Source organism: Mesorhizobium waitakense, from assembly GCF_056431085.1.
In genome coordinates, this window is sequence record NZ_JBWKME010000194.1 from 109,518 (window position 1) to 121,428 (window position 11,911).

The window sequence follows — 11,911 nt, forward strand, 5'->3', positions numbered from 1 at the left end:
GGCATCGCCCGGCGGTCACGCCTCGATCTCGAGCGCCGAAAGTGGCTTCGAGCAGCAGGCGAGGATAAAGCCGTCGTCGATTTCGTGATCGAGGATGCCACCATTGTGGCTCATCTCGACATCGCCCGCGACCTTCTTCACCTTGCAGGTTCCGCAGAGGCCGAACTCGCAGGCAGCCGGAATCCGTACACCCGAGGCGCGGGCCGTCTGCAGCACGGTCTGGCCGGCGACGCATTCGGCCTCGACATCCGAAAGCGAAAACCGGATCGGTGTCGCGGCTTCGACGACAATGGCGGCGCCGTCTTCCACCGGCGAGGTGAACGGTGCCGGGATCTCCTCCACGACAGGCGCGGCAAAGCTCTCCTGATGGTACTTCGTCATGTCGAAGCCGGCGGCGTCCAGCATGCCGCGCACCGCGCGCATGAAAGGATCGGGGCCGCAGCAGAAGATTTCACGCTCGCGGAAATCGGGCGCCAGCAATGGCAGCCGGATCGCGTCGATGCGGCCCATATGGCCGAACCAGCCCTCGCGGCTGGACCGCTCCTCGATCATGAAGCCGAGCGACAGGCCCGGCATGCGGCTGCCGAGCAGTTCGAGCTCCTTGCGGAAAATGATCTCTTCCGGGCGCCGCGCGCAATTGACGAAGCCGACATCGGTCCATGGTGCGCAGTCGTTCAGCCAACGCAGCATCGACATCATTGGCGTCACGCCCGAGCCGGCTGAAATGAACAGGTACTTGGCGGCCGGGTGGCTGTGCAGCGAAAAGTCGCCTGTCGGCCCATAGGCCTTGACGTGCGAGCCCGGCGTCAGATGGTCGAACATCCAGCGTGTGCCGATGCTGCCCGCTTGAGCCTTGATCGTCACCGCGATCGAGAACGGCCGCGATGGCGAAGACGACAGCGTATAGGTGCGCATCAGCGGCCCGTCGGCGGTCGGCAGTTCCAGCGTCACGAACTGCCCCGGCTTGTAGCGGAACCAGGTCTGGTTGTCGGAGCGGAAGGTGAAGGTCTTCACATCAGGCGCTTCGTCGCTGACGCCGATCACTTCCAGCACCTGGAGCCGGTCGTTCCAGGGCGTCATCTGGTCGAGATGGCGATAGAGGCCGAGATCGGTCATCGCATTCATCCTCTTGTCCTCACTCTTGCCCTGTGCATGTCGAGATCCCAAAACCGCTGCGCATTTTTGGGCGACATGCACTAGGCAACGCTGCGCAGCGCCGGCCGGCCGCCTTCGGCAAGGCGCGGGCCGATGAACGACGCGTACCACTCGACGAACTGGATGACGCCACCCTCATGCAGCTCCGAATAAGGGCCGGGCTCGTAGGCGGGCGACAGGATGCCGAAGGCGTTTTCCTCGACGATCCGCCGGTCCTGGTCGTTGGTCTCGGTCCAGACATGGGTGAGTTCGTCGAGATCGTAATCGATGCCTTCGACCGCATCCTTGTGAACCAGCCATTTGGTCGTCACCGCGGTCTCCGTGGCGCTGATCGGCAACACCCGGAAGGTGACGGCGTGGTCGCCCAGAATGTGGTTCCAGGTCGTCGGATAGTGATAGAGCAGCAAGGAACCGATGCGGTCGGTCGAAACGCTGTCGGACAGGTTCTTCTTGACCGCACGCTTTCCCGTCATCGTGTAGCTGACGGCATCGCGCAGCAGCGGCGCGCGGGTGGCGCGGTACTGTCCGGCCGGGTCGATGCGGAATTTGCTCGGCAGGCCGGCCGCTTCGCATTTCGCCCAGTGCGCAAGCATTTCCGGGTCGCTGTCGGCGCCTTGCACGCCGGTCACCGTGGGTGCCTCTGGAAAAGTCTTGCAGAGCTCCGGATGATTGCCGGCGCAATGATAGCACTCGCGGTTGTTTTCCCAGACCAGCTTCCAGTTGCCCTTCTCGACAATGGTCGACTCGAACGCCACCTTGGCCTCGCGCAGCCGGTGCGGCAAAAGGTAGGGCTCGATCATCGCGCGCATCGGTGCGAAATCCGCCGGCTCCTTGGCCAGGCAGATGAAAATGTAGCCACCGACGCTTTGGCAGGCGACTGGCTTCAAGCCGAACTGGCTCTTGTCGAAACCGTCGGCCATCTGCCTGCCAAACAAGAGCCTTCCGTCCAGCTCATAGGTCCATTGGTGATAGGGGCAGACCAGCTTTGCCGCCGTGCCCTTGTCGGAATTGCAGACGCGGCTGCCGCGATGGCGGCAGGAATTGTGGAAGGCGTTGATATTGCCCTTCTGGTCGCGGACAAGCACGACTGGATAGTCGCCAATCTGCGCCGTGATGTACCTGCCCGGCCTCGGCAGTTCGCAATCATGACCGATGAACAGCCAGTCGCGATACCAGATCAGCTCCATGTCGAGCTTGAAATAGTCTGGATCGGTGTAGAAGGGCTGTTCCAGCGAAAAGCCTTGCCGCCGGCCACTCAAGAGCCTCAGCATGTCGTTGCGAGCATCCATGTCCTGTCCTCGTTTCTAAGGACTGAACTGGTGGTGACGGAGGAAGGATTGGACGCAGGCCGGCGATGCGCCGGACATGCACTATCCGCCTCTTGACCGCCCACCGCGATCAGTCGAGTCTAAACATCTCGGGCTGGTTTCCGGGCTCTGGAGTTGTCCTTGCGGACCATCGCGACACCTTCCCAGGCTGACGCCCAGTGGTCTCCCGTTGCGACTTGAACTCCACCACCGTTGCGGGGGCAGCGCCGGATTCTGACCGGCTTCCCAATTCTCCGCCTCGTCGTCACGAAGCGGCACCTGAGATGACATGATCTAATCACGATCGCGGGCGCGTCATCGGCATGAAAACGACATCATATCCATGCGGCGCGACACGCTTGCGAAACGTTCCGGTCGGCGATCGCGGAGCGGAACCCTATCTCTTGGGCAACCATAGCCGGCTCCAATATCGCCGAAACCGACCCCCTTGCCAGGAAGCAAAAAAGGTTAACGGTATCGAAAAGTGACTATTAGCTGCCGCTAAAATCGAACCGAACGGTTCGTTTCTGTTGACGGTGCGTGCAGGACGTGTGAACGCTGGGCCTCCGACACAGTTGGTGATCGGGGTACCTGTTTCGTACAACTCTTTGATATAACTTAGAAAAACATTGAGTGCGGAAACCCCTGGCACAATTTCAAGTGGTGGATTCTTGGTCCACGCGGAACAACTTCGTGATTGGAAATGGCTGGATGGCTCTCCCACATCGGGGCTGTCCGAACGACGCGATTTCTTCCCAAGACACGCCGCTAGACGGACGGCAAAAATAAGAAATACTGGAGTACCAAAAAATGAAAAAGATCATCCTCACTGCCGCCGCCCTTCTGGCCATTTCCGGCAGCGCCTTCGCGAACAGCGACCACTATGGTTCGAATGCCCCGGCAGCCACCGCTGCTGTCGACAGCTCGTACACCGCTTCGACCAAGAAGTCGGAGCCGGCTGCTCAGACGCCTGCCCAGGGTAGCAACCGTAACCTCTTCGGCAACAACTAACAGCCGATTCCCAGAAGGCGGCGGGCTCTCCCGCCGTCCTGGCGAAATCCAGAATTCAGGAGATTTGAAATGAAGAAGATCATGCTTGCTGCCGCCGCCGTCGTGGCGATCTCCGGCAGCGCTTTCGCCGCCAGCGACAACTACGGTTCGAATGGCGCCAACCAGCCTGCGGTCGGTTCGGTTGACAACTCGCAAACGGGCTCGATCCGCAACAGCGGTGGTTTCGTCGGCAAGCTGCTCAACTCGTCGGGTGACGTAGAGAAGTCCGCCCCGCAGAGCGCCGACCGCGACCTCTTCGGCAATCACTAACAGCCGAAGTTGATTTCCAAAAAAGAGCGGCGGGCCTGGCCCGCCGCTCTTTTCGTGTCGAGACTTGGTTCTGTCTCAAGCCGCCTTTACTTCCGGCTGACGGAGCGAGAAGGAGTGCCCGTCCGCGTCGAAGATGTGAAGGTCGTTGGCGTCCGCGCTCAGCCGCAGCGTCACACCGCGCTTGACCTCGACATTGCCAGGCAGCTTGGTCACCAGCGGCAGGTCGGCGCGGCCGATGTCGACATAGACAAGCTGGACTTCGCCGAGTTGTTCGACATAGTCGACCGTTCCCTCGAACAGATACACCGTGCCGCTGGCGATGATCAGATCTTCGGGCCGCACGCCGAAACTCACCGCGGCACCCTTTGCTGAAGCCGGCGTTGCGATCGGCACGCTTGCCTTGCGGCCGCCGACATGGCTGACGACGGTCGGGTTGCCGGTCTTGTCGATGGTCGCCGGCAGGATGTTCATGGCCGGCGAGCCGATGAACTGGGCGACGAACAAATTGCCGGGCTTCTTGTAGAGGTCCATCGGCGTGCCGACCTGCTCGATATGGCCTTCCTTGAGCACCACGATGCGATCGGCCAGCGTCATCGCCTCGACCTGGTCGTGGGTGACGTAGATCATGGTCGTGTTGGGCATCGATTCCTTGAGTTTGGCGATCTCGATGCGGGTGGCGACACGCAGTGCCGCGTCAAGGTTCGACAGCGGCTCGTCGAACAGGAACACCTTCGGATTGCGCACGATGGCGCGGCCGATGGCGACGCGCTGGCGCTGGCCACCTGACATCGCCTTGGGCAGGCGGTCGAGATATTTGGTCAGCTGCAGGATTTCCGCCGCCTGCTTCACGCGGCGGTCGATCTCGGCCTTGTTCTCCTTGCCGATCTTCATCGAGAACGCCATGTTGTCGTAGACGGTCATGTGCGGGTAGAGCGCGTAGGACTGGAACACCATGGCGATGCCCCGCTTCGATGGCGGCACGTCGTTGACGACCTCGCCGGCGATCTTGAGTTCGCCGGAGGTGATTTCCTCCAGCCCGGCGATCGACCTCAGCAATGTCGACTTGCCGCAGCCCGACGGGCCGACAAAGACGATGAACTCGCCCGATTTGATATCGAGGTCGATGCCGTGGAGAATGTTCAGATTGCCGTAGGACTTCTTCACTTGTCTTAGCATGACATCGGCCATTGGTTTCCTCCCAGTGATTTGAAATTCAAGTGATCTGAAATTCAGTCGATGCGCCCGAACCAGGCGCCGTAGCCGTCGAGCTGTATGGAACCAGTGCTCGCCTGCCCCGAAAATCCGTGTCCCGGCAAAGGGTGCAGCGATCGATTGCCAAGCTCAACCTTGGTTGGCCTGGGTCCCAGATTGAAGACGCAGACGATCTGCTCGTTGCCTGCGCGGCGTGTGAAGGCGACGGTGTCGCCCTCACTTTCGATGAATGTGATGTCGCCCTTGGCCAGCGCCGGATGGGCGCGGCGGAAGGTGAGAAAGCGCCGGTAGTGCTCAAGCAGCGAGCTGTCGTCGCCCTGCTGGACATTGACCGCTTGCGACAGGTGCTTGGCCGGCACCGGCAGCCATGGCTTGGCCGAGGAGAAGCCACCATTCCTGGCACTGCCGTCCCACACCATCGGCGTGCGGCAGCCGTCGCGGCCCTTGAATTCCGGCCAGAAGCGGATGCCGTAGGGATCCTGCAAATCCTCGAAGCGGAGGTCGGCCTCACCAAGCCCAAGCTCCTCGCCCTGGTAGATGCAGACCGAGCCACGCAGCGACATCAGCAGCGCCGAGATGACCTTGAGATAGGCGGTCGGGTCGGCTTCGCCTGCCGCCCAGCGCGAGGCCGGGCGCATCACGTCATGGTTGGAAAAGGCCCAGCACGACCAGCCGTCGCTGGCGACCTTGCCGAAGGATTCCAGCACCGAGCGGACCTTGGCCGCGCTGATCTTTTCCGGCGCCAGGAAGTCGAACGAGTAGCACATGTGCACGCGCTTGCCGCCGGCGGTATAGGCCGCCACCACTTCCAACCCGCGCTGCGAATCGCCGACTTCACCGACCGCCGCGGTGGCCGGATATTCATCGAGCAAGGCGCGGAAGCGTTCGAGGAAGCCGAGGTTTTCCGGACGGCTCTTGTCGTAGAGATGGTCCTGGTAGTTGTAGGGATTGACCGCGGGTGCGGTCTGGTCGTTGCGCTGATCGGGCGGCAGCGGCGGATTGTTTTCCAGGCCCTGGCTGTGGAAGTAGAAATTGATTGTGTCGAGGCGGAAGCCGTCGACGCCGCGCTCAAGCCAGAAGCGGGTGACGTCGAGCAGCGCGTTCTGGACCTCGTGGTTGTGGAAGTTGAGGTCGGGCTGCTCGGCGAGGAAGTTGTGCAGGTAATATTGCTGACGGCTGGTGTCCCATTGCCAGGCCGAGCCGCCGAAGATCGACAGCCAGTTGTTGGGCGGCGTGCCGTCCGGCCTTGCGTCCGCCCAGACATACCAGTCTGCCTTCGGGTTGGTGCGGCTCGAGCGGCTTTCCTTGAACCATGGGTGGTTGTCGGCAGTGTGCGACAGCACCTCGTCGATCATCACCTTCAAGCCCAACCTGTGTGCCTCGGCGGTCAGCGCATCGAAGTCGGCCAGCGTGCCGAACATCGGATCGACGTCGCAGTAATCGGTGACGTCGTAGCCGAAATCCTTCATCGGCGATTTGAAGAACGGCGAGATCCAGATGGCATCCGCACCGAGAGCCGCGATGTAGGGAAGCCGGCCGATGATGCCCTTCAGGTCGCCGATGCCGTCGCCGTTCGAGTCCTGGTAGCTGCGCGGATAGATCTGGTAGATCACCGCACCTCGCCACCAGTCGCGATCGACGGCGAGGTCAGGCTTCGAACTGGCCTTCAAAGCGGATTGCATGGTCTCAGCCTCCTTTCACCGAGCCGGCAAGCAGCCCGCGGACAAAATAGCGCTGCAGCGAGAAGAACACGATCAGCGGCACGATGATGGTCACGAAAGCCGACGTCGTCAGGATCTCCCAGTCGCCGCCGCGTGAGCCAAGCAGCGCGTTGAGCTTGGCGGTCAGCACGATCTGGTCTGCCTCCGTACCCAGGAAAACCATCGCGACCAGCAGATCGTTCCATACCCACAGGAATTGGAAGATGGCAAACGAGGCCAGCACCGGGAACGACAGCGGCAGCACGATCTTGACGAAGATCTCGAAATCGCTGGCGCCGTCGATGCGCGCCGATTCCATGATTTCGCGCGGCAGTCCGGCAATGTAGCTGCGCAACAGGTAGATGGCGAAGGGCAGGCCGAAGCCGGTATGTGCCAGCCAGATGCCGAGATAGGTTTTCGACGGCATGCCGAAGAAGGCGCCGACGCCGTTGTAGAGCTTCAACAGCGGGATCAGCGACATCTGCAGCGGCACCACCAGCAGGCCGATGATGACCGCGATCAGCAGCGCCCGGCCGGGAAAGCGCATCCAGGCCAGTGCATAGGCGGCAAAGGCGGCGATCAGGATCGGGATGACGGTCGCCGGTATGGTGACAGTCAGCGAATTCATGAACGATCGTCCGATGCCTTCCGAAAACAGCACGGTCTTGTAGTTGTCGGTGGTGAATTTCGGCGGCGCCGAGGAGGCATAATAGACGCGCTGGCCGCGATCGCCTTCGAAGGCCTTCGGCGATTGCATGATGAAACTGCCGTCGGCATTGAGCTGCAGGGTGACGCCGTCGCCGAGATCGGCCGATGTGCCGGCGGGGTATTGCGTTGGTGCTGCCGACTTGACGCCGAAAGCGCTGATGTTGCGGACAGGGCTGTTGCCGAAGATGTTGCCCTGAAGGACGAACTTGCCGTCCTTTTCGACTTGCATCGAGGCAGCCGGCAGCCGGCCGGCTTCCGTCTGGGTGGAACTGGAGAACGAGTTCCACCAGCCCGAGGCGATGATCTGGTCCTTGTCGCGCAGCGACGAGACCAGGATGCCGAGCGTCGGTATGGTCCAGATGGCGACGAAGATGAGGACGGCAATATGGACGCCGAAGCGGCTGGCGAAGGAATTTCCGGTCGCAACGGCCATCTCAATGTCCTCCCGTCTCTTTGTTCGCCTGGCGGATGTTCCAGACCATGATCGGAATGACCGCGATCATGATGATGATGGCGATGGTGGCGCCGCGGCCGAAATCGCCGCCGCCACGGAACATCCAGTCGAACATCAGATTGGCAAGCACCTGGCTGTTCCACTGGCCGTTGGTCATGGTCAGCACGATGTCGAACACTTTGAGCACCAGGATGGTGATCGTCGTCCAGACGACGGCGATCGTGCCCCAGATCTGCGGCACCATGATCTTCCAGAAGATCTGGAACGGATTGGCGCCGTCGATGACGGCGGCTTCCAGCGTCTCTTCCGGGATGCCGCGCAGCGCGGAAGAGAGGATGACCATGGCAAAGCCGGTCTGGATCCAGATCAGGATCACCATCAGGAAGAAATTGTTCCAGAACGGCAGCGATATCCAGACCTGCGGCTGGCCGCCGAAATGCTGGATGATGGCATTGAGCAGGCCGATCTGGGTCTGGCCCTCGCCACGATACTCGTAGATGAATTTCCAGATGACGCTGGCGCCGACGAAGGAGATCGCCAACGGCAGGAAGATCAGGCTCTTGGCGACCGTGCCCCACCAGATCTTGTCGGTGAGCACGGCGATGATCAGCCCGAGGAAGGTGCAGGCGGCCGGCACCACAGCCAGCCAGACGATGTTGTTGAGGATCGAGTTGCGGAACTCGCGATCGCCGAAGGCCCATTCATAGTTGGCGAGGCCGACGAAGTTTATGCCGCCGCGATCGAGGAACGACAGCCGCAGCGTCTCGACCACTGGATAGATGAGGTAGATGGTCAGGATGATCATCGCCGGACCGACGAACAGCCACGGCCTGACCAGCCCTTGCCGGCGCAGATTGTCGATGGCAGCGGCGCCGGCGACGCCGCGCGATGGGAATATCAGGTCGACCAGCTTGTTGGCGCCCCAGAAATAGGCGACGCAACCGCCGACCCCGACGATGATGACGAATATGGCCGAGAAAATCTGAGCCGCCATGGGTCCCTCTCCCTGCGCATGATCCGACAAGGAATGACCTTGGTGACGGGACCAGGCGCCGATTCAGTTGTTTGGAGCGTCATCGGCGGCGGAAACCTGCTCACATGCCGATCGCGCTTTGTGTCAATGCGCTCATGACGAAAGGCTGCGGCACGGGCCGCCGTCGGATCCGGGCCGGCAGGGTCAGGATCCAGTGCGAGAAGGCAGGCTCGGCCGTTTGATTGCCGAGCCGGACGACCGCTACTTGCCAGCCGCCTACTTGCCAAGCCGCTACTTGATCGCGTCCCAGCTCTTCTGGATGTCGGTGGCGACGTCCTGCGCGGACTTGCCGCCGACCAGGTCGATCATGCCGGTCCAGAACGCGCCGGCGCCGATCTTGCCCGGCATCAGGTCGGAACCGTCGAAGCGGAAGGTCGAGGCATTGGCGAGGATTTCGCCCTGCTTCCTCAGCGCGTCGCTGGCATAGGCAGCCTTGTTGACGCCCTTGAACGGCGTCACGAAACCGCCCTCGGCCATCCAGATCTCGTGGGCGAGCGGCATCTTCAGGAATTCGATGAAGGCGCGCGCGGCCTTTGAGTCCTTGGTGATCATCGCCAGCGTACCGGCGCCGAGCACCGGCGTGCCCAGTTCAGGCTTGGAGGCGTAGGGCGGGAAGTAGAAGAAGTCCGCGTCCTGGCCGACCTTGGTGCCTTCCGGGAAGAAGGTCGGGATGAACGACGCCTGATGGTGCAGGTAGCATTTCGGCGGCACCGAGAAGAGGCCCTTCGGGCTGTCGCGGAAATCGGTCGCCGCAACCGCCTTGGCGCCGCCGTCGACCATCTTGTCGTCGGTCGCGATCTTGCCGAAGATGTCGATGGCGTTCACCACCGCGGGATCGTTGAATGGGATCTCGTTCTTCACCCATTTGTCGTAGACGTCAGGCGTCTGGGTCCGCAGCATCAGGTCTTCGACCCAGTCGGTCGCCGGCCAGCCGGTGGCGCCGCCGGAGCCGAGGCCGATGCACCACGGCTTGCCGCCATCGGCGATGATCTTCTTTTCGAGATCGGCGAGTTCTTCCTGCGTCTTCGGCACCTTGTAGCCGGCTTCCTCGAAATTATCCGGCGAGTACCAGACCAGCGACTTCACGTCGGCCTTGTAGGGGAAGGCGAAGAAGCCCGGCTTGCCGTCCTTGTCCTTGAAGGTGCCGAGATCGACCCATGACTGGCCGGCGCCGTAATTGTCCTTGACCCATTTGGCGGTGTCGTCGCCGAGCGGCGTCAGCAGGCCCTTCGATGCCAGGTCCTGGATCAGGCCCGGCTGCGGCAGCACGGCGATGTTGGGCGGGCTGCCGGCCTGCGTGTCGATGACGATCTGCTGTTCATAGTTCTCCGAGGAGGAGTATTTGATCTCGACGCCGGTGGCTTCCGAGAAATAGTCGAGAACGCCGCGCACCAGGCCTTCGTCCTCACCGCGCCACGGTCCGAAGATCGACAGCGTCTCACCCTTGAGATCGACCTTCTTGAGCTCTTCGTAGTTCGCCCAGTTGAAGCGGGGATCCTCGCCCGGCTTGAACTTCAATTCGGCATGCGCGGGCGCGTTCAGGGCGAGCGTGGCAACCGCAGCACCCAGCAAAAGCATTTTCTTCATCGGTATTCCTCCCAGTGGGCCACAAACACCGGACGGAACCTCCATTCCGCCCGCCGACGCCGCAGGACTGTGACTCAGTCGGAAAGGAACCGCAACCTTTCGAAGAGTCTTCCAAAGCGCTTTGGCTTTTCCGATCTCGCCATTGAATCGCTCGGAAGTCAAGAGGGTGACTGGCTAATCGATTTAATTTTGGGCTTTCGACGCGTAAAAAGTGCGCTGCAGCATGTATTTATGGCGGTGCAGCAGCAATTTTTGTTTCAAACTCGCCCAAAGCGCGCCTATGCTTGCATTCATATCGCTGCGTCCCGCATGGTGCCCAGATCCAATGGAATTAAAAGCGCTTTGAGGCGCGGAGGCCTCCTGTGAACCTCAAGCAGCTCGCCCATATGCTGGCGCTTTCGCAGACCACGGTAAGTCGTGCCTTGAATGGCTATCCCGAGGTCAACGAGGAGACGCGCCGGCGCGTGATGGACGCCGCCAAGCGCCACGGCTATCGTCCCAACCCCAGCGCGCGCCGGCTGGCGACCGGCAAGACCGGCATGATCGGCTATGTCCTGCCGACCGGTGCGTCCGTCGACATCGATCCGCATTTCGTCGAATTCCTATCCGGCCTCGGCGACTATGCCCGCTCGCATGAATTGGACCTGGTGCTGTCGCCGGCCGACGCCGACGACCAGGAAACGACCTACCGGCGCATCGTCGCCAACCGGCAGGTCGACGCCGTCTACATCTCCTCGCCGAGGCCCGCCGATCGCCGGGTGGCGCTGGTCAACACGCTCGGCATTCCGTTCATCGTCCATGGCCGCAGCGAAGGTTTCGATTTCGACTATCCGTTCACCGACATCGACAATGAAGGCGCCTTTCACGAGGCATCGCGGCTGCTGATCCAACTCGGCCACCGGCGGCTGGCGCTGATCAACGGTGACGACCGCGAGACCTTTGCCATCCATCGCGAGCGCGGCGTGCGCCGGGCACTGGCGGCGAGCGGGTTGGCATTGGGCGAACGCCATGTCTGCTCGGTGGTCATGACCGAAGAGAACGGCTATCGCGCCACCAAGCGCTTGCTGGAGGCGGGCGACGCGCCGACGGCGATTGTCTGCTCCAGCCTGATCATGGCGCTGGGCGTCGTGCGCGCGGTGCGTGATCTCGGCCTGACCATTCCAGGCGACATGTCGCTGATCGCCCATGACGACGTCTTTCCCTGGCTGAGGCCGGAGAATTTCTCCGTGCCGCTGTCGACGACGCGCTCGTCGATCCGTCTCGCCGGCGCGCGCGTCGCCGAGCGGCTGGCGGCACGGATTTCCGGACTGGAGGAGGGCGCCCGCGGCGAGGTCTGGCCGGTCGACCTGGTGGTCAGGGGCTCGGTCGCCGGCGCGCCGGCCTAAGTGTGGAGCCTCAACAGGTTGTCCCCGGTTATGGCGAGGCGACTGATAGG

Annotated in this window: 10 protein-coding genes and 1 riboswitch; of the genes, 3 read left to right on the forward strand and 7 right to left on the reverse strand. The window is 62.0% G+C overall.

Annotated elements, in window-relative coordinates; all coding sequences use genetic code 11:
* Positions 1–15 precede the first annotated feature (15 nt).
* Both AC07FD_RS36395 and AC07FD_RS36400 read right to left on the reverse strand, forming a co-directional pair.
* On the reverse strand, positions 16–1,116 hold the full coding sequence (locus AC07FD_RS36395) for an FAD-binding oxidoreductase (RefSeq protein ID WP_095084314.1): 1,101 nt from the start codon (positions 1,114–1,116) through the stop codon (positions 16–18).
* A gap of 80 nt (positions 1,117–1,196) precedes the next feature.
* Entirely contained in the window at positions 1,197–2,444 is a 1,248-nt protein-coding gene (locus AC07FD_RS36400) for an aromatic ring-hydroxylating oxygenase subunit alpha (protein WP_478353754.1), read from the reverse strand.
* Positions 2,445–2,558: 114 nt separating this feature from the next.
* Positions 2,559–2,760: riboswitch (cobalamin riboswitch) on the reverse strand.
* A 512-nt stretch (positions 2,761–3,272) separates the two neighbouring features.
* On the opposite strand from AC07FD_RS36400, the gene AC07FD_RS36405 reads away from it, so the two are divergent.
* Positions 3,273–3,473, forward strand: coding sequence for a DUF680 domain-containing protein (locus AC07FD_RS36405; protein WP_095083078.1), 201 nt, complete (start codon positions 3,273–3,275; stop codon positions 3,471–3,473).
* Positions 3,474–3,542: 69 nt separating this feature from the next.
* A complete protein-coding gene (locus tag AC07FD_RS36410) occupies positions 3,543–3,782 on the forward strand; it encodes a DUF680 domain-containing protein (RefSeq protein ID WP_478353755.1) in 240 nt (79 codons plus the stop codon).
* 75 nt (positions 3,783–3,857) lie between these two features.
* Here AC07FD_RS36410 and AC07FD_RS36415 read toward each other — a convergent pair whose 3' ends face one another.
* The 5 genes from AC07FD_RS36415 to AC07FD_RS36435 form a co-directional block, all read right to left on the reverse strand.
* Complete coding sequence (locus tag AC07FD_RS36415) at positions 3,858–4,970, reverse strand: ABC transporter ATP-binding protein (protein WP_478353756.1); 1,113 nt, start codon at positions 4,968–4,970, stop codon at positions 3,858–3,860.
* Positions 4,971–5,011: 41 nt separating this feature from the next.
* The gene (gene bglA / locus AC07FD_RS36420; protein ID WP_478353757.1) at positions 5,012–6,676 is read right to left on the reverse strand and encodes a beta-galactosidase BglA; all 1,665 of its coding nucleotides are present in this window, start codon (positions 6,674–6,676) and stop codon (positions 5,012–5,014) included.
* 4 nt (positions 6,677–6,680) lie between these two features.
* Positions 6,681–7,835 carry a carbohydrate ABC transporter permease gene (locus AC07FD_RS36425; RefSeq protein ID WP_095083070.1) on the reverse strand — a complete coding sequence of 385 codons (1,155 nt, stop codon included), beginning with the start codon at positions 7,833–7,835 and terminating at the stop codon, positions 6,681–6,683.
* Position 7,836: 1 nt separating this feature from the next.
* Positions 7,837–8,850: a carbohydrate ABC transporter permease gene (locus AC07FD_RS36430; protein ID WP_095083068.1), complete on the reverse strand. Its 1,014-nt coding sequence runs from the start codon at positions 8,848–8,850 to the stop codon at positions 7,837–7,839.
* Positions 8,851–9,120: 270 nt separating this feature from the next.
* Positions 9,121–10,476: an ABC transporter substrate-binding protein gene (locus AC07FD_RS36435; protein WP_478353758.1), complete on the reverse strand. Its 1,356-nt coding sequence runs from the start codon at positions 10,474–10,476 to the stop codon at positions 9,121–9,123.
* Between the two features lie 362 nt (positions 10,477–10,838).
* Here AC07FD_RS36435 and AC07FD_RS36440 point away from each other — a divergent pair, with 362 nt between their 5' ends.
* Positions 10,839–11,861: a LacI family DNA-binding transcriptional regulator gene (locus AC07FD_RS36440; RefSeq protein ID WP_478353759.1), complete on the forward strand. Its 1,023-nt coding sequence runs from the start codon at positions 10,839–10,841 to the stop codon at positions 11,859–11,861.
* The last annotated feature ends 50 nt before the right edge of the window (positions 11,862–11,911 follow it).

Bases quoted from the DNA above. Each gene is read 5' to 3' on its own strand.
- AC07FD_RS36395 (WP_095084314.1), bottom strand. From the start codon at position 1,116: ATGACCGATCTCGGCCTCTATCGCCATCTCGACCAGATGACGCCCTGG.
- AC07FD_RS36400 (WP_478353754.1), bottom strand. From the start codon at position 2,444: ATGGATGCTCGCAACGACATGCTGAGGCTCTTGAGTGGCCGGCGGCAA.
- AC07FD_RS36405 (WP_095083078.1), top strand. From the start codon at position 3,273: ATGAAAAAGATCATCCTCACTGCCGCCGCCCTTCTGGCCATTTCCGGC.
- AC07FD_RS36410 (WP_478353755.1), top strand. From the start codon at position 3,543: ATGAAGAAGATCATGCTTGCTGCCGCCGCCGTCGTGGCGATCTCCGGC.
- AC07FD_RS36415 (WP_478353756.1), bottom strand. From the start codon at position 4,970: ATGGCCGATGTCATGCTAAGACAAGTGAAGAAGTCCTACGGCAATCTG.
- bglA (WP_478353757.1), bottom strand. From the start codon at position 6,676: ATGCAATCCGCTTTGAAGGCCAGTTCGAAGCCTGACCTCGCCGTCGAT.
- AC07FD_RS36425 (WP_095083070.1), bottom strand. From the start codon at position 7,835: ATGGCCGTTGCGACCGGAAATTCCTTCGCCAGCCGCTTCGGCGTCCAT.
- AC07FD_RS36430 (WP_095083068.1), bottom strand. From the start codon at position 8,850: ATGGCGGCTCAGATTTTCTCGGCCATATTCGTCATCATCGTCGGGGTC.
- AC07FD_RS36435 (WP_478353758.1), bottom strand. From the start codon at position 10,476: ATGAAGAAAATGCTTTTGCTGGGTGCTGCGGTTGCCACGCTCGCCCTG.